20 protein-coding genes and 1 other RNA gene are annotated in these 19,810 nt (G+C 70.3%); 15 read left to right on the top strand and 6 right to left on the bottom strand.

The window, feature by feature from the left end:
- Positions 1-120: 120 nt before the first annotated feature.
- Positions 121-1,002 (top strand): DUF8155 domain-containing protein, encoded by an 882-nt coding sequence (locus M1L36_RS06790; protein WP_250872966.1) that lies wholly within the window; start codon positions 121-123, stop codon positions 1,000-1,002.
- 4 nt (positions 1,003-1,006) lie between these two features.
- Here the strand turns inward: M1L36_RS06790 and M1L36_RS06785 are convergent, their stop codons facing one another.
- From M1L36_RS06785 to M1L36_RS06775, 3 genes are all read right to left on the bottom strand, one after another.
- Positions 1,007-1,459 carry a DUF4385 family protein gene (locus tag M1L36_RS06785; protein ID WP_250872965.1) on the bottom strand — a complete coding sequence of 151 codons (453 nt, stop codon included), beginning with the start codon at positions 1,457-1,459 and terminating at the stop codon, positions 1,007-1,009.
- Entirely contained in the window at positions 1,456-1,671 is a 216-nt protein-coding gene (locus M1L36_RS06780) for a hypothetical protein (RefSeq protein ID WP_250872964.1), read from the bottom strand. Before M1L36_RS06780 ends, M1L36_RS06785 begins: the two co-directional genes overlap by 4 nt.
- Positions 1,672-1,975: 304 nt before the next feature.
- Positions 1,976-3,049, bottom strand: a complete 1,074-nt coding sequence (locus M1L36_RS06775; protein ID WP_250872963.1) for an iron transporter — start codon at positions 3,047-3,049, stop codon at positions 1,976-1,978.
- A 33-nt stretch (positions 3,050-3,082) separates the two neighbouring features.
- Here M1L36_RS06775 and M1L36_RS06770 point away from each other — a divergent pair, with 33 nt between their 5' ends.
- The 5 genes from M1L36_RS06770 to M1L36_RS06750 all read left to right on the top strand — a co-directional run bounded on the left by M1L36_RS06770 (position 3,083) and on the right by M1L36_RS06750 (position 6,609).
- Positions 3,083-3,544, top strand: coding sequence for a halocyanin domain-containing protein (locus M1L36_RS06770; protein ID WP_250872962.1), 462 nt, complete (start codon positions 3,083-3,085; stop codon positions 3,542-3,544).
- Between the two features lie 159 nt (positions 3,545-3,703).
- A complete protein-coding gene (locus tag M1L36_RS06765; RefSeq protein ID WP_250872961.1) occupies positions 3,704-4,978 on the top strand; it encodes a right-handed parallel beta-helix repeat-containing protein in 1,275 nt (424 codons plus the stop codon).
- On the top strand, positions 4,978-5,421 hold the full coding sequence (locus M1L36_RS06760) for a hypothetical protein (protein ID WP_250872960.1): 444 nt from the start codon (positions 4,978-4,980) through the stop codon (positions 5,419-5,421). The genes M1L36_RS06765 and M1L36_RS06760 overlap by 1 nt, the downstream gene beginning before the upstream one ends.
- 86 nt (positions 5,422-5,507) lie before the next feature.
- Positions 5,508-5,969 carry a PaaI family thioesterase gene (locus M1L36_RS06755; RefSeq protein ID WP_250872959.1) on the top strand — a complete coding sequence of 154 codons (462 nt, stop codon included), beginning with the start codon at positions 5,508-5,510 and terminating at the stop codon, positions 5,967-5,969.
- Positions 5,970-6,015: 46 nt separating this feature from the next.
- Positions 6,016-6,609, top strand: a complete 594-nt coding sequence (locus M1L36_RS06750) for a hypothetical protein (protein ID WP_250872958.1) — start codon at positions 6,016-6,018, stop codon at positions 6,607-6,609.
- A gap of 24 nt (positions 6,610-6,633) precedes the next feature.
- Here M1L36_RS06750 and M1L36_RS06745 read toward each other — a convergent pair whose 3' ends face one another.
- Positions 6,634-7,206, bottom strand: coding sequence for a cysteine hydrolase family protein (locus M1L36_RS06745; RefSeq protein ID WP_250872957.1), 573 nt, complete (start codon positions 7,204-7,206; stop codon positions 6,634-6,636).
- Between the two features lie 79 nt (positions 7,207-7,285).
- Between M1L36_RS06745 and M1L36_RS06740 the strand changes: the two genes are divergently transcribed.
- From M1L36_RS06740 to M1L36_RS06715, 6 genes are all read left to right on the top strand, one after another.
- Positions 7,286-8,977, top strand: coding sequence for an Hvo_1808 family surface protein (locus M1L36_RS06740; RefSeq protein WP_250872956.1), 1,692 nt, complete (start codon positions 7,286-7,288; stop codon positions 8,975-8,977).
- Positions 8,978-10,276: an Hvo_1808 family surface protein gene (locus M1L36_RS06735; RefSeq protein ID WP_250872955.1), complete on the top strand. Its 1,299-nt coding sequence runs from the start codon at positions 8,978-8,980 to the stop codon at positions 10,274-10,276.
- 108 nt (positions 10,277-10,384) lie between these two features.
- Positions 10,385-11,542, top strand: coding sequence for a nicotinate phosphoribosyltransferase (locus tag M1L36_RS06730; RefSeq protein ID WP_250872954.1), 1,158 nt, complete (start codon positions 10,385-10,387; stop codon positions 11,540-11,542).
- A 39-nt stretch (positions 11,543-11,581) separates the two neighbouring features.
- Positions 11,582-12,007, top strand: an RNA gene (gene rnpB, locus M1L36_RS06725) — RNase P RNA component.
- A gap of 253 nt (positions 12,008-12,260) precedes the next feature.
- Positions 12,261-13,421 (top strand): zinc-dependent metalloprotease family protein, encoded by a 1,161-nt coding sequence (locus M1L36_RS06720; RefSeq protein WP_250872953.1) that lies wholly within the window; start codon positions 12,261-12,263, stop codon positions 13,419-13,421.
- A gap of 48 nt (positions 13,422-13,469) precedes the next feature.
- Positions 13,470-14,363 carry a hypothetical protein gene (locus tag M1L36_RS06715; protein ID WP_250872952.1) on the top strand — a complete coding sequence of 298 codons (894 nt, stop codon included), beginning with the start codon at positions 13,470-13,472 and terminating at the stop codon, positions 14,361-14,363.
- 36 nt (positions 14,364-14,399) lie between these two features.
- Here M1L36_RS06715 and M1L36_RS06710 read toward each other — a convergent pair whose 3' ends face one another.
- Together M1L36_RS06710 and M1L36_RS06705 are read right to left on the bottom strand one after the other, a co-directional pair.
- On the bottom strand, positions 14,400-15,269 hold the full coding sequence (locus M1L36_RS06710) for an ATP-grasp domain-containing protein (protein WP_250872951.1): 870 nt from the start codon (positions 15,267-15,269) through the stop codon (positions 14,400-14,402).
- 119 nt (positions 15,270-15,388) lie between these two features.
- Positions 15,389-15,919, bottom strand: coding sequence for a 50S ribosomal protein L16 (locus M1L36_RS06705; protein ID WP_250872950.1), 531 nt, complete (start codon positions 15,917-15,919; stop codon positions 15,389-15,391).
- A gap of 378 nt (positions 15,920-16,297) precedes the next feature.
- Here M1L36_RS06705 and M1L36_RS06700 point away from each other — a divergent pair, with 378 nt between their 5' ends.
- From M1L36_RS06700 to M1L36_RS06690, 3 genes are all read left to right on the top strand, one after another.
- Positions 16,298-17,338 carry a glutathione S-transferase family protein gene (locus M1L36_RS06700; RefSeq protein WP_369694219.1) on the top strand — a complete coding sequence of 347 codons (1,041 nt, stop codon included), beginning with the start codon at positions 16,298-16,300 and terminating at the stop codon, positions 17,336-17,338.
- A gap of 72 nt (positions 17,339-17,410) precedes the next feature.
- On the top strand, positions 17,411-18,397 hold the full coding sequence (locus M1L36_RS06695) for a DUF7282 domain-containing protein (protein ID WP_250872949.1): 987 nt from the start codon (positions 17,411-17,413) through the stop codon (positions 18,395-18,397).
- A gap of 95 nt (positions 18,398-18,492) precedes the next feature.
- Positions 18,493-19,800 carry a DUF7405 family protein gene (locus M1L36_RS06690; protein ID WP_250872948.1) on the top strand — a complete coding sequence of 436 codons (1,308 nt, stop codon included), beginning with the start codon at positions 18,493-18,495 and terminating at the stop codon, positions 19,798-19,800.
- Positions 19,801-19,810 lie beyond the last annotated feature (10 nt).

Below are 19,810 nucleotides of genomic sequence, written 5' to 3'. Positions count from 1 at the left end.
GGCGGCGAGCGCTAAAGCCGTCCGCTCTCGGGGGCCGCCGACGGTCCCCCGTGGCTAGCCCCGGTGGGCCGCGACGCCGCTTTCGACGCGGCTAACCCGCCGCCGTCCCTACCTCGGGCAATGGCGGTGACGCTGCCCGAGTCGGTGCTGGAACGCTACCCGCGACTGTCGCTGTACAACTCGCCGTACGTCGCCCACGACGACGGCTGTGCCATCGACCTCTACCCCGAAGTCGGCCCCCAGCGAGCGACGAGCGCCCCCTCGCCCGTCGCCGGCGAGGTGCTCGACACGCGTTCCGTGCGTGCCCCACCCAAACCGTACGCCGCCGCGGAGGACCACCTGATTCTGGTCGAACTCGACGACGACTCCTCGCTCGACGCACCACCGGGTACCGTCGCCCGGATGCTCCACGTCGACCCCGCGGTCGAACCGGGCGACCGCGTCGCCGTCGGCGACTCGCTCGGCACGCTCGTCCGTGCCGGCTTCTTCGCGCCGTGGGTCGACAACCACGTCCACCTCGGCTTCCGCGCGCCCGACGCGAACCCCTACCGGGCGTCGGGGTCGGTCCCAATCGCCCTCGGCGTCGACCCGCTGGCACTGGAGTGGGACGGAACCGGCACCGTCCGGGAGGCCGGCGAGACGTTCGTCGTCCTCGACGCGCCCGCCCACCCCGACCCGGGTCGGTTCGTCGGCGTCGCTTCCGAGGAGGGGTGGGTGCTCGACGGCGGTCTCGTCCACTACGAGGGCGGCGGTGCCCACGGCGCGACGAGTGGACCGGTGACGCTGCTCGGTCGGGAGGTCGGCGTCGCCGACGGCCGGACCGTCCGCTGGAACGACCTCGCCGTCTTCGCCGACGGCGAGCGCGTGACGGGTCTCTCGCTGTTCCTCGCTCGCGACGACGGCTTCGGCGCGAAGGTCGTCTGCCCCGGCCACGACTTCGCCGTCGGCGACCGCATCGACGTCACGCTCGAACCGACCGACGACCCGACGGTGCTGGGCTGAGCGGTCAGTCGTCCGCGGTGTGGTCGCGGTGGCGTCGCTTCAGTTCCTGGTAGCACTCGTCGGCTTCGACGCGGTCCCACCACACCTCGTAGACGAGCGCCGCCTCGCGTTTGTCGTGGTCCGCCCAGTGCTCCGGGTCGCGCTCCGTGCCGTCGTCCTCGTACTTCTGCCCGCCGGGGTACCGCGCGTAGCGCATCGCCCGGGTGTAGCCCATCTGGAGGTACTTGCGGGCCATATCCATCCCGACGAACTCCTCGCGCTCGCGGTACTCGCGGAACCGCTCGTAGATGGCCTCGCCCGCCTCGTCGGCGGTAGCACGGTCGGCGTACCCCCACAGCGGGAGCAGTTCGGACTTGTACGGTTCGACCTTGAACACGTCCTCCTCGCCACGACCGACCTCGTACTGCTCGGGGTGGTCGCGGAAGTCGACGTCGTACTCGGGGCCGTCGTCGGTCACTCTCTCACCCCCTCGTTCCGCGAGCGAGTGCAACGAGCAAGCGGGCCGACCGAACCCTCGAAGGAGCGAAGCGACCGAGGGGGTTCGGGAGTGCTTTTGGTCCAGCTTTTGCCAGTGAGCGCGCCAGCGGCGCGCGTACGCAGCAAAAGGTGGCGGGGGTCGACGTCGTACTCGGGGCCGTCGTCGGTGTCGTCGCCGTCGTCGTCGGTCACGCCTGTCCTCCGCGTTCGCAGTCGCTCATTGGTAAGCGGTTCTCGTGCCGGGACGGTCAACCTGTGGCTGGCGGTGTGGTGACAGTCCACCGAGGCCGTCACGTGAGAGACATGACGGAGCGACGGGCCCGGCGGAACGAACTGGTCGCGGCGGGGGCGACGAGCGTGATGATTGGGTCGGGTGTGCTCGTCGCGTCGCCGCATCAGTACGGAACACCCGGACACCAACGAACGCGGTGGCTACGTCTATCGGGCCGCGGTCGAGCGGTGTCGACACCTGTAGCCCCGGGCGGTCGGCGACCGCTCACAGCGAGATCCGAACCGGGTCGGTCGCGAGGAACGCCGTCTCGTAGCCCTCGTGGCGGGCGACCTGTGGCGGCGAGAGCACCTCGACGAGGAGGTCGCCGCCGTCGGGGAGTGCGGGCACCGCGGTGCCGTAGTGGTACCCGAGCGACGGGTCGACCGTCCGGGTCAGGAGTCCCTCGAACGCCACCGACGCGCCGTCGGAGACCCGAACGCGGAGACCCATCGCGGGGAGGACGAGTCGGTTGTACGGCGTGGAGGTCGTGAGCGCCAGATACCGCTCGGCGTCGAAACGGTCGGCGGCCTCGCCGTCGAGCAGGTAGGCGAGGACCACCGCGTCGTCGGCGCGCGTCCGCCCGAGCCTCGTCCACGCGGAGTCGGCGGTCGGCGTGCGGGCGGTCGGCACCGGTGGCTCCTCGAGTGGGTCGACGGCTCCCGAGGTGCCGGCGTCCTCGTTCCGGCGGGTCGCGAGCGCGTCGCGTTCGGCACGACTGTACTCGAACTCGAACGTGTGGCTCGCGGGGTCACCGAACCGGTCGGCGAACGCGCCCGTCCGTCGGAGTTGGAGGCCGCCGACGGCGACGGTGACGTCGTAGCGGCCGTCGCCCGGCAGCGCGACGTTGTCGCCGTAGTGGAAGCCGAGCCCCTGTGAGAGCATCGCGTAGACGGCCTCTTCGGCGACCAGGTCGCCCGCGTCGTGGTCCGCGCCGGTCTCGGCGTGGGTGACCTCGACGGTCAGGCCGACCTCGGGAAAGACGACGCCCGTCTCGGGGTCCCACGCGAGCGCCATCAGGTGGACGCTGTCCTCGTCGGTCACGTCCCGCAGGTAGGTCTGCTCGCCGACGACCTCCCAGAAGCGCGTCGGGTAGCTGTAGAGCACTCCGAGGCGGAACGGGCCGGCGTCGGCGGTGCCGACGAGCGCGAGGCCGGTGCTGGCGGGTGGTCGGTAGACGCCGGCCGGTGGGTCCGCGACGCGCGGTGGCGGGACGTAGCTCCCGTCGGTTGCCCCGCCGAGACACCCGCTCGTGGCGGCGAGCGCTCCGGTGGTCGCGGCGAGGAACGTCCGGCGTCGCATACAGTTAAGAGGCGACTCCCGCTCAAAGTGATTGTGCACAGCCAACGCGATGCGGAACGGCGCTCTCCAGGCGCACGACGGAGCAGACGGGCGGTTCTCGGCGCGGTGGGGTCGGCCCTCGCGCTCGCCGGGTGTCTGCGCAGCGGCAGCGGCGACTCGGTCGACTACGACGAGTGGCTCGACGGCTCGAACGGCTACGAGTCGGTCGTCGACCGCACCGGAACCGACGAGACGACGGTGCAGGTCGGAACCGAAGGCGGTCTCGCGTTCACCCCGGCGGCTATCGAGATCGACCCCGGGACGACCGTCGTCTGGGAGTGGACCGGGAAGGGCGGCGGTCACAACGTCGTCGCGCGCGACGGCACGTTCGAGAGCCAACTGTACAGCGACGCCGGTGAGACGTTCTCCTACACCTTCGAGGAGAGCGGCGAGTTCCCCTACTACTGCGAACCCCACCGCCCGAGCGGGATGCAAGGCGGTGTCGCCGTCCGCTGACCGTGCACGGCCACGCTCGGCGGAGTCCGCCCCGCTGACTGCACGCGACCGCGCTCGACGGTGTCTGTCCCGCTGACCGTCGAGACTCCCACCGAGGCGTAGTTTTATCCTCGGGTACTCGAATCGACGAGACATGTCAACGAACGACGTGGGTGGGGCGTGACCCACCGTCGACGCGACGTGCTCCGGGCGCTCGGTGCGGCCGGTGCGGTCGGGACGGCGGGGCTCACGGCTGCACACCTCGCCAGCGCCGACCAGTCCGCCCCCGAGTTCCCCGCGGGCCAGCCACTGCGCGGCGAGCCACGCGCCTACGAGGACTACACGGTCCACGAGGTTCCGGGCCAGTACGACACCATCCAGGCGGCGGTGAACGCGGCCGCTCCGGAGGACCTCGTGCTCGTCGAACCGGGCGTCTACCGCGAGGCCGTCGCGGTGACCGACACGCCTCGACTCACCATCCGGGGTACCGACCGCAACGAGGTCATCCTCGACGGCGAGTTCAAGCGCCAGGACGGCGTGCTCGCCACCGTCGACGACGTCGTCGTCGAGAACCTCACCGCGCGCCACTACGTGCGCAACGGCTTCTTCTGGTCGTCGGTGTCGGGGTGGCGTGGGTCGTACCTCACCGCGTACAACAACCAGGTGTACGGCATCTACAACATCGACAGCCAGCACGGCCGCTACGACAACTGCTACGCGTCGGGCCACACCGACTCGGGGTTCTACATCGGCCAGTGCAAGCCCTGTCACGCGCTCATCGAGAACGTCCGCTCGGAGAACAACGCCATCGGCTACTCCGGGACGAACGCGGGCGGGTACCTCACCGTCCGGGACTCGGTGTGGCGCAACAACATGGGCGGCATCGTCCCGAACTCCCTGGACAGTGAGGCCGACCCGCCACAGGACAGCGCCCGCTTCGAGAACAACCTCGTCGAGTCGAACCACAACGCCGACGCGCCCGACGAGGGGTTCGGCTACGCCGCGTTCGGGACGGGCATCAACGTCGCCGGCGGAATCGACAACGAGGTGGTCGGCAACACCGTCCGGGACCACCCCAACTTCGGCATCGTCGCGGTGCCGATGGTCGACGACAACGTCTACCCGCCGCGGAACAACCGCTTTCTCGACAACGACGTCTCGGGGTCCGGGCGCGCGGACCTCGCCGTCGGCGCGCCCGAGGACGGCGGCAACGTCTTCGAGGGGAACCGCGCCGACTCGACCCGCCCCGGCGGTCTCGACGGCGGCCTCCGCATCCTCGGGGGCGACCCCTGGGTGACGATGGTGCTGCTCGAGCAGTTCACGCAACTCGACAACGGCGAGGCTCCACGCGGCGACTGGCGGAGCGCGCCCGAACCGCCGTTCGACGAACTGGAGGGCATGCCGAACGCGCGTGACGCCCCGCCCCGCGAGGCGGTCCGCCGGGGTGAGTCGTGATGTCGACGAGCGACGCCCTCCGTCGCCGTCTCGACCGGTGGTTCGGCCACGGTCACGACGCGCTCACGACGGGGCTGGTCGTCGGATGTGCGGTCGTCCTCGGCGCGCTCGCGGCGTGGGTCGGCGCGGACCTGCTCCCGCGAGCGGTGCTGTTCGGCCTCGGCGTCGTCGGCTTCGGGGCGGTGCTCTACGGTCGGCCCTCCCGACGGGGGGTCGTCGCGACTGCGCTGTACGCCCTCGCCGCGCTCGTCGCCGCCGTCCCCGTGGTCTACGAACTCGTCCTCGCGATGCACGTCGCCGACCCGCTCGCCCACCTGCTCTCGGTGACGGACCTGCTGTTCGTTCTGGTGTGCTGGCTGCTCGCACTGGTGCCGGCGCTGGTCGGCTACCGGGTGGCGACGGGACCGTTCGGCCCCCGAGTTCGGGCCGCACTCGGACGCTGAGACGCTCGTCGGTCGGCCGCCCGCCGAACCGGTGGCTCGACCCGTCGAACCGCTGATTTCAAACCGTCACCGCCTCGATGGGTCGTATGACCGACGACACGCTCCCCCCGGCGGCAAAGGAGATGCTCCAGCAGTTCATCGAGCAGGAACACGGCTACCTGTCGTGGCTCGGCACGACCGTCGAGGAGTTCACCTACGACTCCATCACGCTCGCGGTGCCGTTCGACGAGAAGCTCACCAACCCCACCTCGCCGCCGACGATGCACGGGGGAATCGCGGCGACGCTCATCGACACCGCCGGCGGTATCGCGCTGCGTCCGTCGCTGGAGAACCCCATCCAGGGCGGCGTCGCCACCATCAACCTCAACGTCAACTACCTCCGGCGGGCGGCCGGCGACGTGACCGCCCACGCCGAGGTCATCCGCTCGGGCGGGTCCGTCGGCGTCAGTCAGGTGACGGTGACCAGCGACGTCCCGACCGGCGAGGGCGAGACGGCCGTCAAACCGGTCGCCGTCGGGCAGGGTGCCTACAGACTGTTTCAGGGCTGATTTGACCCACCGGGGGGATTACGGTCGCCCCGCCGACAGGAGTCGTATGGCTCCGACCCGTCGTCGCGTCCTCCGAACGGTCTTCGCCGGGACCGCTACCGTCGCTACCGCTACTCTCGCTGGCTGTGTCGAGAGCGAGGGACTCCCCGAGACGAGTGGGCCGGCGACCAGTGCCCTCGAAACCGGGATGTCGCCCGACGGCACGTCGACGCCGCGACGACCCACCACGACGCCCACCGAGACCTCGGCAACGGAGTCGCCGGGGACCGGCACCGACGCTCCGCCGGGGACGATGGCCGACCCGAACGAAGTGAGCTACGACCACCACGTCGCCATCGACAACCAGTACGACAGCGAGCAGACCGTCGATGTTCGTATCGAAGGGCCGGCTGCGGGGAGTTCCGACGAGACGACAGTCTACCACGAGGAGACCTACACGGTCGCAGCGACGAGTCGAAAACGCGTGTTCGAGTTCTCGACGCTCGAAGCGGAGACGGGTGGTGACCGGGAGTTCACCGTCTACGCGGCTCACGACGACGAGACGGCCTACGACACCGTTCGGACCACCGTCTGTTACATCGGGGTCACCTTCGCTATCGGCCCCGACTACGACTTCCGTGTCCGCTCTGGCATCTGCTGAGCGGTCGGTTCGCGACGGACACGGTCAGTCGAACGTCACGTCCGCCGCGTCGACCACCTCGCCGAACAGCCAGTCGGCGTGGTCCAGCGCGTACGCCTTGTGGTCGTCCTCCAGTGCGCCGATGGCGTCCGCGACGAGGACGGGCCGGAAGTCCCGCAGCCCCGCGCTCCCGGCCGTGTGAAGCACGCAGACGTTCGCGAGCGTGCCACAGAGCAGGAGGTCCGTCACCCCGCGAGCGCGGAGCCAGCCCTCCAGTTGCGTCTCGTAGAACGCGTCGTAGGTGTGTTTCTCGACGACGAGGTCCGCCTCGCGGACGTCGAGGTCCGCGTGTAGCTCGGCGTCCCACGTCCCCTCGACGACGTGTTCGCCCCATCGCTCGAACTCGTCGTAGTAGTGGTTGCCGTCGAACTGCTCTGGGGGGTGGACGTCGCGGGTGTAGACGACGCGCCCGCCCGCCTCTCGGACGCGGGCGACGAGGTCGGTGACGGGGGCGAGCGCCGCCTCGCTGCCGGGTGCGTAGAGGCTGCCGTCGGGGTGACAGAACCCGTTCTGCACGTCGACGACGACGACCGCGGTGCTGGTCGGTTCGAGGTCCATAGTCGGGCTACGGCGGGCGTGTGGAAAACCGTCACGTCGACAACAGGGGTTTCATTGTGGGGCCGCGAGTACGGGTGGTATGCGACGCCCTGCACTACTGGCGGTCGTCCTCGCGGTGCTGACGCTCTCGGCACCCGTGGCGGCCGCGGTCCCCGGGTCGGCCCCCGCGGCCACCTCCACCGACTCGGCGGTCGACTCGACACAGAACAGCGCCCCCGACGACCCCGAGAGCGACGTCCTCGGCTGGGAGAACGGCTACTGGTACAACGAGAGCGTCGACGTCGACCCGAGCGACGGGCTGAACGACGAGGAGCTCGACACGGTCGTCGCCCGGGCGATGGCCCGCGTCGAGGAGGTTCGGGGCCTGGAGTTCGAGCGGTCGGTCCCCGTCGAGATCTACACCCGCGAGGAGCTGCAGGCGGAGGCCGGGCAGGGCACGGCCAACACGAGCGAGAACGCGCGGCTCCACCAGAACGTGAAGTACGAGGCGACGTTCATGGTCGGCGAGTCCACCGACGCGGTCGCCGTCCAGCAGTCCAACCAGGGCGCGACCGTCGGCGGCTACTACAGCCCCTCCCAGGAGCGCATCGTGGTCGTCTCGGAGAACGCCGAGTCGCCACAGCTCAACGAGGTGACGCTCTCACAGGAGCTGTTCCACGCCCTCCAAGACCAGAAGTTCGACCTCACCTCCTACAACCAGTCGACCCGCGAGAAGCACAACGCCATCGACGGCATCGTCGAGGGCGACGGCAACTACGTCGACTACCTCTACCAGCAGCGCTGTGAACTGCCCGCCGACGACGCCGACGCGTGGGGGGAGTGTCTCACCGACACGCCCGCACCCGGCTCGAACGGCAGCGCCGCCGGCGGCAGCAGCGACATCAACCTCGGGCTGTACCTGACCATCTACCAGCCCTACAGCGACGGTCCGGCGTTCGTCCGGAGCCTCCACGAGAACGGCGGCTGGGACGCGGTCAACGCCGTCTACGAGAACCCGCCCGCCTCGACCGAACAGACCATCCACCCCGAGAAGTACGGCGAGGACGCTCCCAGCGAGGTGTCCATCGAGGACCGGTCCGACGAGCGCTGGAACGTCCTCGAACTGGAGGGTGGCCTTGACTACGCCGAGTTCGGCGAGGCCGGCCTCGCGGCCATGTTCATCTACCCGACGTACGCCTCCCAGGGCCAGGGCGGTCTGCTCTCGCCCCAGCAGTTCCTCAACATCAACGAACAGGGCACGGGCGCGGACTCGTTCGACCCGCTGAACTACGACCAGTCGTGGTCGAACGGCTGGGACGGTGACAAGCTCCTGCCGTACGTCGCGAGCGACGCCGGCACCAACGAGACGGGCTACGTCTGGAAGATGCAGTGGGACTCGCCGGCGGAGGCCGAGGAGTTCCGCGAGGGCTACGAACAGCTGCTCGGCTTCCACGGCGCGACGCAGGTCGGTCAGGACACCTACGTCGTCGAGGACGGCGAGTTCGCCGACGCGTTCCACGTCGCCGTCGAGGGCGACACGACGACCATCGTCAACGCCCCGACCGTCGAGGACCTCTCGGGTGTCGACGGGAACGTCTCGGTCCAGGAGATTCAGAACGGTACGGACGCCGGGACGGGCACCGACGGCTCGACCGGAACCGACGGCACGAACACGACCGGCGACGACGTCGACTCGACGACCGACTCCTCCAGCGGGTTCGGTCCCGGCTTCGGTGTCGTCGTCGCGCTCGTCGCGCTGCTCGCCGTGGCGCTGCTCGCCCGGCGGTCGTAGATGCGCGCGCTGGTCGGTTGTTGTGTCGTTCTCGTCGTCCTCGCGGGCTGTTCGCTGCCCGCCATCGGCCCCTCCGACGCGGAGGACCCGAACGACCGGCTGGGCTACGAGAACGGCTACAACGCCACCGACAGCCTGTCGGTGACGACCGCCGACGGACTCAACGCGAGCGAACGCGAGGCGGTCCTCGGGCGTGCGATGGCCCGCATCGAGACGATTCGAGGGCTGGAGTTCGAGGAGACCGTCACGGTCGAACTAGTCACCCGCGAGGAGTACCGCGCGAACCGCGGCGGCGGGCCGACGCCGAGCGCCGACGAGCGCGTCTTCGTCAACCAGCGCTGGGAGGCGCTGTTCGCCGTCGGCGAGGACGCGGACGCGACCGCCGCCTTCGAGTCGGTGTACGGCAGTTCGGTCATCGGTTTCTACTCGAACGGCCGCATCGTCATCGTCAGCGACAGCGAGTCGCCCGAACTCGACAGTCGGACGCTCGCACACGAACTGGTCCACGCGCTCCAGGACCAGCACCTCGGGTTCGGTCCGGGTCGGTCGACGTTCGACGGGGCCCGCGCCCGCGAGGGACTCGTCGAGGGCGACGCCAACTACGTCGAGTCGCTGTACGATGCCCGCTGTAACGCCTCCTGGAGCTGTCTCCCGATCCCCGAGCGCCCCGAGGACCCGGGGTCGTTCAACCGCGGCATCTACGGGACGCTCATCCAGCCGTACGTCGAGGGGCCGGAACTGGTCGGCGCGCTCCACGAGCGCGGGAACTGGACGGCGGTGAACGACGCCTACGGCCGGTTTCCCGAGAGCACCGAACAGACCATCCACCCCGAGCGCTACCCCGAAGAGCCAGTCGTGGAGGTGACCGTCGAGGACCGCTCGGACGAGTCGTGGTCGCGTCTCGACCGCGAGCGCTGGTCCGACCGCCTCGGCGAGAGCGGGGTCTACACGATGTTCCGCACGAACGGGCTGTTCCACGACCACGACCCGTACGACTACTCCCACCCCGCGACGACCGGGTGGGCCGGCGACCGCCTCGTCCCCTACACGAACGCCGACACCGGCGAGTCGGCGTACGTCTGGCGGCTGGAGTGGGACTCACCCGAGGACGCCCGCGAGTTCGTCGCCGCCTACCGCGACCTGCTGGTGAAGCAGAACGCGACGCGGTCGGGCGACCGCTACACCATCCCCACGGGGCCGTACGCAGACGCGTTCCGGGTGACCCGCGACGGGTCGACGGTCACCATCGTCAACGCGCCGACCGAGGGGGCGCTGGACGCGGTCCACGCGCGGGACTGAGCCCCGCTCGCCCGTCTCGGCCGCCTCCCGACGCCGGCCCGACGCTGGTCCGTCGCGGCGAGCGGTCGGAACCGGCCGTTTTTTCGAGCCGCCACGTCTACCCGGCGTATGTTCGACATCGTCTCCGCGGAGACCATCCGCGAGGGGGCCGCGACCGACGCCTACTTCGACCGGACGGTCGCCGCTCTCGACCACGCCGGCCGGGACCCGCACGTGGTCGCCGAAGTCACCGCCGACCAGTTCCCCGACGGCGAGTTCGAGGTGTTCGCCGGTCTGGAGGACGCGGCCGAGTTGCTCGCGGACCTCGCCGTCGACGTCGACGCCGTGCCCGAGGGGACACTGTTCGACGGCGGCCCCGTCATGCGCGTCGAGGGCCGCTACACCGAGTTCGCCCGCTTCGAGACCGCGCTCCTCGGGTTCCTCTCGCACGCCTCGGGCGTCGCGACGAACGCGCTGCGCGCGCGCCGGGCCGCCCCCGACTCGTCGCTACTCTCGTTCGGTGCCCGGCACGTCCACCCCGCCATCGCCGCGATGGTCGAGCGCTCGGCGCTCGTCGGCGGGTTCGACGGCTTCTCGCACGTCGCCGCCGGCGAGTTGCTCGGCCGCGAACCGTCGGGGACGATGCCCCACGCGCTCGTCATCTGCTTCGGTCCCGGCGAGCAGGAAGCCGCGTGGGAGGCGTTCGACGCCGCCGCTCCCGAGGGTACCCCTCGCATCGCGCTGTGTGATACCTACACCGACGAGACCGACGAGAGCCTGCGTGCCGCCGAGACCATCGACCTCGACGGTGTCCGCCTCGACACCACCGGCTCGCGACGCGGCGACTTCCGTCACATCGTCAGGGAGGTCCGCTGGAAACTCGACGACGCGGGCCACGACGACGTCGAGGTGTTCTGCTCGGGCGGGCTGGGCCCCGAGGAACTCCGCGAGTTGCGCGACGTCGCCGACGGGTTCGGCGTCGGCGGATACGTCTCGAACGCGACGCCCGTCGACTTCGCCCTCGACATCGTCGAGGTCGAGGGCGAGTCGCGAGCGAAACGCGGGAAGCTCCCCGGCCGGAAGGCCGTCTACCGGAGCGCCGACGGCGAGCACCTCGTGCTCCCCGAGGGCGACGACGCGCCCGCCGACGCCGAGTCGCTGTTCGAACCGCTGATTCGCGACGGCGAGGTCGTCGCCGAGTTCGACGTCGACGCCGCGGCCGACCGCGCGTTGGACGACGCCGAGCGCGTCGGGTTCGGGTCGGGCGACGACGCCGAGAACGAGTAACCGAACGACTTAGGCCGCGCGCTCGGCTATCTCCAGACGGGCAGCGAGTGACCGGCCACCGTGGCGGCGTGCCCGTTGGCACGCACGCAAACGAGGAAAGTCCCCCCACCGGCCGGGCAGGCGACCGGGCACAAGCCCGGGACGGGAGACCGTCGGCTATGGAACAGAAACGAGACCCCTCCTCCGGACCGATGAGGTGCGTCGCGACGGGAGCACCGTCGCGCTTGCGTTCGCGGGCGACGCCCGCGAACGGGCGAAGCGACCCGCGAGGGAAGCGAGCTAACCCACCGAGGGTAGCGCGGTCGTACGGGACCGCCGATGGAGGAGAACGGGTGGAACGGCGAACCCTCGCCGGTGCAAGCCCGCGACGTCGAGGTAGCCCGGCAGACGACCAGTAGGGTCGGCCTGTCGCGGGCGCTCAGCCGAATGCCGGTTCGAACAGAAGGGGGCTTACGGCTCGCAGCCCACCACCTCTTACTGCGTGAGCGGCTGTGCCGCTCACTGGCAAAAGCTGGACCAAAAGCGCTGCACGCCCCCTGCGGGACCTCCGGTCCCGCTCCGGTCGCGTTCGCGCCCGCTCGCTCGCTCCACTCGCTCGCGGCGAGTGCGCTGGTGACTGTGTGTCGATAGTCGCCACTCCCCGGTCTCAGAATCTGTCGGTTCGAAAGCGACACAGGTCCCACAAGGGTCATTCCGCTCGCCGTGGTACCCCGGGTAGATGACGAGACGGGTCACCGCACTCGCCCTCCTCTGCTGTGTCGTTCTCGCGGGCTGTTCGGCCCCCGTCACGCTCCCGGAGGTGGGTGACTCCGACCCCGGCGACGCCGACGGGCCGTCGCCGGGTGGGACGGTCACCGAACGCACCGACTCGACCGCGGAGCCGGGCGCGCGCTCGACGGCCGAGGCGACCGGTGGGTCCGGAACGGACCGACCGAACGGCGGTGAGGGTGCTCGAACCCTCGAACCGACGGTCGAGCCGCGGGACAACCCCTACGAGGAGGGGACGCTGACCGTCGCCGTCGACGCGACGAACGTCTCGGCCGACCGGGACGTCCGCACCGCCGTCCGCGAGGCGCTCGACTACTGGGAGGCGAACGCGACCCGCTACGCCGGCTACGACGTCGAGTACCGGCTGTTGGCGGCGAGTGCGGACGCGAGCGACGCCGACGTCGTGGTGCGGTTCGTCGACGAGATCGTCGACTGCGGGCGCGACCAGCACGTCGCCGGCTGTGCCCCCTACATCACCCGCGGGCCGGTCGAGCGACCGGTCGTCGTCCGCCTCCAGACCGGCTACGACGACGACTCGACGCGACTCGTCCTCCAGCACGAACTCGGTCACACGCTGGGCCTCGACCACGACGACCCGCCACAGGACGTGATGTCGAGTCGCGCCGCGCTGACGAGCCAGCCGCGGACCGACGCGAGCGAGCGAGAGTTCGCCTGGAACCACTCGACGCTCTCGGTGTACGTCGACTACGGTGCCGCCGAGGACCGCGCGGCCGCCGAACGGCAGGTCGACGCCGCGCTCGGCTACTTCGCCGACGGCGCGGCGGGCACCGTCCCCGACAACGTCTCGTTCGTGCGCGTCGACGACCCCCGGCGAGCGGACGTCACCATCACCTTCGCCGAGACGCTGCCGTGTGACGCCACCGGCGGGTCCTGCGGTCGGCTCGGCGGGTTCGACCCCGACCGCGACGGCGCGCTGGAGACGTACACGTCGCTCGACATCACCGTCGCGGACCTCGACACCGAGGCCGTCGCGTGGCACGTCGCCCGCTGGGTCGGTCTCGGTCTGAGTCTCGACGGCGACGACGAGTTCCCCGAACCGCTGCGCCAGTCGGCCTCCCCCGGCGAGCGACGCAGCGAGTGGTGGCGTTGAGCGAGTCGGACACCGCTACTTTTCCTCACACGCGTCGGACGACCGGTCGTGTCTCCCTCCCCCGACGACCACCCGCCCTCCACGGCGACTCCGCCCCCGACCGTCGAGTGGCGCTACGACGCGACGACGAGTCGCTGGCTCCGCGGTGTCGCGCTCGTCCGGGCGGCACTGCTCGGCGGTGCGACCGTCGTCGTGTTCACCGTCCTCGCCGTCCTCGTCTCGCTGCTGGTCGCGAGCGCCGACGCCACGCTCGCCGGCGTCGCGCTCCTCGTCGTCGCGCTCCGCCTGTTCGGCGACCCCAACACCCTCGCGCTGGTGACCGGCGACGACCGCCTCGCGATAGTCCCCCGGCAGTACCGTCGCCCACGTCTCTCGCGGCGTCAGCGCCGACTCGTCGCGGTTCCGGGTGCGCTCGTCCTCCTCGCCGCGGCGTGGCTGTCACCGCCGCTCGTGCTCGTCCCGCTCGTCGTCGGCCTCGCCGCGCTCGCCGTGCTCGAAGCGTTCAGCACCGCTGGTCGACTCGACGCCGCCGAACGCCGGTACCTCTCGGAACCGGGTGCGGTCGAGTGGTCGTTCGCCGGCCTCTCCGGGTACACGACCCGCCGTCTCGGTCCCGTGGTGGTGTTCCGACTGCGCTACCCCCGTCGGCCGGGGCGGCTGTCGAAGCTCCAGCGCGTCTGGGTCCCGACGGCGCGCGCACCCGACGCCGCAGCGTTGTTCGACGCCGTCGTGGCGTCGTCGCCGTCGTCCGACGCCCCGGCCACGGACGGTCGCTCGTCGAACCGGACCGTGACGCTCGTCGCCGGCGTGATGGCTCTCGGTATCCTCGTCGGGAGTACCCTCGCCGTCGTCGAACTCGGGGGTGTGCTGGGCTGGTACTTCGCGGCTATCGGGGGGACGTTCGGACTGCTGTTGCTCGCCGTCGCCGTGTTCGAGGGGTGAGACGGTTCGACGTCTCGCCGTCGCGTCGACGGTTGCTCACTCGGCGCGCGAGCGAATCAGCGCCGCGAGGTCGTCGTAGAACCCGGGGTCGTACTTCGTCTCGTCGTCGACGGTCGGCCGGGCGTTCGTCTCGCCGACGACGACTCGGTCGTCGGTGACGAGCAGGTCGACGCCGAGGTAGTCCACGCCGAGCGCCGCCGCCGCGTCCTCGGCGACCGCTCGCAACTCGTCGGGTAGCGAGACGCCCTCGGCCACCGCGCCGCGGTGGACGTTGTGTTTCCACTGGCCCGCGGCCCGCGCGCCCTCGGGGAGGCGACGCTCGACCGCGCCGACACACGCCCCGTCGACGACCATCGCGCGGTAGTCACGCGCCTCGGGCAGGTACTCCTGGACGAGAAACGACTTGTCGCCGGTCGCCCGGTAGTCGTGGACCAGCGCGAGGTAGTCGGTGACGCCGAGCAGCGAGTCGACGTCGTGGACCTTCGTGATGCCCGTCCCCCGCGTCGTCGAGTTCGGCTTGACGACGACCGGCGGGTCGAACCGCTCGAACGCCTCACGGAGGTCGGCGTCGCTCGCGGGGTTCGAGACGACGACGCTGTCGGGGACCGGGACGCCCGCTCGCGCCAGTCGCGCCAGCGCCTCGCCCTTGTGCCGCGAGCGCAGGACGGCCTCGCGGTCGTTGACCCACGGCACGCCGAGCAGCGCGTCGATGACGCCGCCCTCTGGGAGTCGGGAGGGGTAGACGAACCCCACGTCGAACCCCTCGAACTCCGCGGGGCGGCCGTCGCCGAGCGCGACCGTCCGCTCGTCGGCCTGCACGTACCCCACCTCGACACCGCGCTCGGCCAGCGGGTCGGCCACGCGCTCGAACGTCTCGGCGTCGGTCGTCATCGCCAGCCGAAGCATACGCTACCCGAGCGTGGAGAACGCAAAAAGATGGCCCGTCTCTGCCGGGCAGTGCAGGTCTCTGCGAGACGAGCAGGTCCTCACCGCGCCCTACTGGGCGGAGCGAAGAACTGCTGGTTCTACGAAACCAGCAGTTCTTCGCCGCGCTCGACCTTGATGCGGCACGGCGGGGTGATCTTGTTGTACGCGCGGCGGAAGGCGTCCTTCACGACGGGTGCCTGTTCCGGCGTACACCACGCGGTGAACAGCTGGTCGCCCTCGTAGACGCGCGCGGCGGTGCCGACGATCTTCCCGAACGAGAGGCGCATCCCGTCGGAGACACGGTCTGCACCCGCACCGGTCGCCTGCTTGTTCTCTCGGAGCACCTGGTGGGGGAACTTCCGGAGAATCATCTTGTAGTTCTTCTCGCCGAGCTCCTTGATGAGGTGGCGGTTCGCCGAGAGGCGCGAGGCCTCCAGCGAGCCGTGCCGGAGCTGGACGGACTCTTCGACGACGAGACTGATCTGGACCGGGTAGTCGTCGGGGTCGGCCTCGATGTCGCCCATCTTGTGCTGGGCGATCTTCGAGCCGGGAATCCCCGTGATGTACTCGCGCCGGGTGTACGGTGGCTTGTCGATGTCCCGGTACATCGAGGCGGGTTTATCGGCCATATTACGTGTGGTGAAGAGCAGTTGGGGGTTAAAGCCTTCGAACCCACTTTTTGCTGCGCTCGCGGTTCGATGACACGCCTCACTGCGTTCGGCGGTCATCGAAGGCTCGCTGGCAAAACCTGGACTAAAAAACACTCCCTCACCGCCTCTGCCACTCGCTTCGCTCGTTCCGTCGACGGTTCGGTCGGCCCGCTCGCTCGTTCGCTTCGCTCACTCACTCGCGGTAGGAACGCTGGTGTACCCATCACTCGCTGAGTGGCTATCGCGCTGTTGGCTCGCGAGACCGGCCACCGAATCTCGCTCGTCACACTCGTCTCGCCCGGTTACGCCCGTGCCACCTGTGTGCCTATCCGGGGTCGGCCCCTACCTTCTGCCATGGTGAACATGTTCGTCGACGGCGAGTGGCGCACCGACGCCTACGAGATGTCGAACGAGGACGGCGAGTTCGACCGCGACGAGACCACCTTCCGGAACTGGGTGGGCGGCGAGCAGGTGCGCGACGGCGAAGCCCCCGACCCCGACGCGGAGTTCCCCGTCGAATCCGGTCGGTACCACCTCTACGTCTCGCTGGCGTGTCCGTGGGCACACCGAACGCTCGTCACGCAGGCGCTGAAGGGTCTGGAGGACGCGATTTCGGTCGATGTCGTCGACCCGTACCGCGACGACGGCGGCTGGCAGTTCACCCCCGAGAAGGCGGGCTGTGACGCGGACTCGATAAACGGGTTCGACTACCTGCGGGAGGCGTACGTCGCGGCCGACGAGAACTACACCGGACGCGTGACGGTGCCCGTGCTGTGGGACAAGCAGGAGGGTACCATCGTCAACAACGAGTCCGAGGAGGTGATGCGGATGCTGGACGTGGCGTTCGACGACCTCGCGGAGCGAGACGTCAACCTCTACCCCGAGGGCCACCGCGCGGACGTCGACCGCGTCGTCTCCGAAATCTACGAACCCATCAACAACGGCGTCTACCGCTCGGGGTTCGCCGAGACCCAGGAGGCCTACGAGACGGCCGTCGGCGAACTGTTCGACGCGCTGGACCGCTGGGAGGCGGTCCTCGACGACCAGCGCTACCTCGCCGGCGACGTGCTCACCGAGGCCGACGTCGCGATGTTCACGACGCTGGTCCGCTTCGACGACGTCTACCACACCCACTTCAAGTGCAACGTCCGGAAGATAGCGGAGTACCCGAACCTGTGGAACTACCTGCTCGAACTGTCGCAGTTGCCGGGGGTCGCAGAGACGGTGAACATGGACCACATCACCGAGCACTACTACACGACCCACACCGACGTCAACCCGAAGCAGATCGTCGCGGTCGGCCCGGACCACGACTTCCTCGCCGCACACGACCGCGACCGACTGGCGGGCGGCCCGCCCGACGCGCTCCGCGAGGCGAACGCGACGGCCGACGACTGAGCGGTCGCCCGGAGCGGCCCGCCCACGCGGCCACCCGGTAGCCCTTTTCGGACGGCTCCCGTAACCCCGGTCATGCGTCGCCCGCTCGCGTTCGCAGTCGTCCTCCTCGTCGTCCTCGCGTCGGTCCCGCTGCCGGTCAGCGCGCACTCGAACCACCTCACCGCGACCAGCCAGGTCAGCGACGACGGCACCCTCCTCGTCGAGACGGTGTTCGTCTCCCAGCGCGCCCACCTCGTCGTCCACGCCGACGACGGCGGCGAGATGGGCGCGGCGCTCGGTTCGCGCTCGCTCACGCCCGGTGGCCTAGTCCGCGACGTCGAGGTGGACGTCGCCGCCGACCAGTGGGACCAGTGGGGCGAGAACCGGACGGTGTGGCTCGCGCTCCACGCCGACGACGGCGACGGCGAGTACGACGCCGACGACCCGGTCTACACCCGGTTCAACCGGCCGGTCGCCGAGCGCGTCGCCGTCGGGAAGGGGTCGCCCGCCATCGTCACCGGTCAGGGCTTTCTCGGGCAGTACACCGACGGCCCCGAGGTGACCGTCGGCCGGGTGACGCTACCGGACGACGGGTTGGTGGTCGCCCGGGACAACGAGACCGGCGACGTCCTCGGGACGCGGGCGCTCGCGGCGGGTACGCACCGCGAGGTCGCCATCGGACTGAACGAGTCGTTCGTCGCCGCCCAGGACGGCCAGTTCGTCGTCCGCACCCAACTGTACGCCGACGACGGCGACGGCAGGCTCGGCGACGCCGACCGACCGCTCCGAGTCGGGAACCTGACTCTGGAGACGACGCTCCCCGTCGTCTCGACCGGCGACGGGAACGGGTCGGCCCCGGTGGTGAACACCCCCACGCAACCGGCCATCAACACGCCCGCGAAGACGACGGGTACGTCACCGCCCGCCGAGTCGTCGCCGACGAGCACCGCACCGAGCACCGATTCGACGAGTCCGACGCCGCCGTCCTCGGGCACCGGGGGCGGGTTCGGAGTGGGGGTGGCGTTCGTGGCCGCCACCCTCGCTTCCGTGCTCTGGTTCGTCCGTCGAACGGACCGCTGACACCGAAAGGGCCTTTCTGACGAATCCGCTAGTCGAGATATGGTCACTCCCCGCTCGTCGCGTCCTCGTTCGGCCCGCTCGGAGGTGCTGTGCGGATGACCGACGACCCGTCTCGCCGCGAGGTCCTGAAGGCGGCCGTCGCCCTCGGCGGTGCGAGCGCGCTGTCGGCGTGTCTCGACATCCAGGGCGGTGACGACGGGACGCCCACGCCGGTTCCGACCGGTGGCGGCCCCGACTCGCTCCCCCGCCGCCAGTTCGCGTGGAACGAGCGCATCCGCCACGACGAGCACGGCAACGACCTCCTGCCGACTCACCAGACGCTGTGGTACCTCTCGGTGCCCGGCGACGGACCGCCCGACGCCGACACGCGCGAGGCCGTCGAGTCGGCGCTCGCCACCCTCGACCGTGCCTACGAGCGCTCGAACGAGGGCCTCATCTACTCCATCGGCTACTCGCCGGCGTACTTCGCGCGGTTCGACGAGTCGCTCCCGGAGGGCCTCGACCTGCCCCGGCCGCGTCGCCTCTCGTCGTTCGAACAGCCGACGCTCGACGAGCAGGACGCGCTGCTCCACCTCGCCAGCGACCGCGCCGACGCGCTGCTCGAAGCCGAACAGGCGCTCCGCGGCGAGGTCGACACCGCCAACGGCGTCGACGTCGAGACGGCGCTCACGGACGCACTGGACCTCGACGACCGCCGGACGGGGTTCGTCGGTCCCGGCCTCCCCCGCCAGAAGGCCGAGGACACCGACCTCAACGGCGTCCCCGCGGACAACCCCATCCCCGAGGCGTCGCCGCTGTTCATGGGGTTCGCCGCGGGGTTCCAGCGCAACCAGGCGACCGAGGACTACGTCACCATCCAGGAGGGGCCGTTCGCCGGCGGGACGACGAAACACGTCGCCAACGTCCGCCAACGGCTCGACGACTGGTACGGTGAGCAGGACTTCGACCAGCGCGTCACGGAGATGTTCAGCCCGCAGCACGCCGAGCAGGGACTCGTCGAGGGTGTCGGCGACAACCTCGGGGACGACAGCGGTATCGACCAGTTCCTCGACACGGTCGTCGAGGACGCGAAGGAGTTCGGCCGGGTCGGCCACGCCCAGAAGGCCGCGCGCGCCAACCGCGACTCGGAGGGGAACGTCCGCCTGCTCCGGCGGCACTTCGAGTCGACCGACGACGACGACGCGAGCCTCCACTTCCCGTCGCTCCAGCGAGGAATCACGGCGTTCGAGGAGGTCCGAACCGCGATGAACGGCGAGGACGTGACGCAGGCGACCCCCGCGGTCCGCCAGCGCGTCAACAACGGTATCCTGGAGTACATCTTCGTGCGCAACCGCGGGAACTTCCTGGTCCCGCCGAGCGACCTGCGCGCGCTCCCGACGCCGACCGGCGACGCAGCGGAGTGACGCGTCGGGG

It is taken from the genome of Halomarina rubra, assembly GCF_023699475.1.
In the GTDB taxonomy this organism is placed as follows: Archaea; Halobacteriota; Halobacteria; order Halobacteriales; family Haloarculaceae; genus Halomarina; species Halomarina rubra.
Note: the sequence above shows the minus strand (reverse complement) of the source record. Positions and strands in the feature narration are given on the sequence as shown.

Excerpts from the sequence above, each read along its gene's own strand:
- M1L36_RS06790 (WP_250872966.1), top strand. The coding sequence starts at position 121 with ATGGCGGTGACGCTGCCCGAGTCGGTGCTGGAACGCTACCCGCGACTG.
- M1L36_RS06775 (WP_250872963.1), bottom strand. The coding sequence starts at position 3,049 with ATGCGACGCCGGACGTTCCTCGCCGCGACCACCGGAGCGCTCGCCGCC.
- M1L36_RS06760 (WP_250872960.1), top strand. The coding sequence starts at position 4,978 with ATGTCGACGAGCGACGCCCTCCGTCGCCGTCTCGACCGGTGGTTCGGC.
- M1L36_RS06755 (WP_250872959.1), top strand. The coding sequence starts at position 5,508 with ATGACCGACGACACGCTCCCCCCGGCGGCAAAGGAGATGCTCCAGCAG.
- M1L36_RS06750 (WP_250872958.1), top strand. The coding sequence starts at position 6,016 with ATGGCTCCGACCCGTCGTCGCGTCCTCCGAACGGTCTTCGCCGGGACC.
- M1L36_RS06745 (WP_250872957.1), bottom strand. The coding sequence starts at position 7,206 with ATGGACCTCGAACCGACCAGCACCGCGGTCGTCGTCGTCGACGTGCAG.
- M1L36_RS06740 (WP_250872956.1), top strand. The coding sequence starts at position 7,286 with ATGCGACGCCCTGCACTACTGGCGGTCGTCCTCGCGGTGCTGACGCTC.
- M1L36_RS06735 (WP_250872955.1), top strand. The coding sequence starts at position 8,978 with ATGCGCGCGCTGGTCGGTTGTTGTGTCGTTCTCGTCGTCCTCGCGGGC.
- M1L36_RS06730 (WP_250872954.1), top strand. The coding sequence starts at position 10,385 with ATGTTCGACATCGTCTCCGCGGAGACCATCCGCGAGGGGGCCGCGACC.
- M1L36_RS06720 (WP_250872953.1), top strand. The coding sequence starts at position 12,261 with ATGACGAGACGGGTCACCGCACTCGCCCTCCTCTGCTGTGTCGTTCTC.
- M1L36_RS06710 (WP_250872951.1), bottom strand. The coding sequence starts at position 15,269 with ATGCTTCGGCTGGCGATGACGACCGACGCCGAGACGTTCGAGCGCGTG.
- M1L36_RS06705 (WP_250872950.1), bottom strand. The coding sequence starts at position 15,919 with ATGGCCGATAAACCCGCCTCGATGTACCGGGACATCGACAAGCCACCG.
- M1L36_RS06695 (WP_250872949.1), top strand. The coding sequence starts at position 17,411 with ATGCGTCGCCCGCTCGCGTTCGCAGTCGTCCTCCTCGTCGTCCTCGCG.
- M1L36_RS06690 (WP_250872948.1), top strand. The coding sequence starts at position 18,493 with ATGACCGACGACCCGTCTCGCCGCGAGGTCCTGAAGGCGGCCGTCGCC.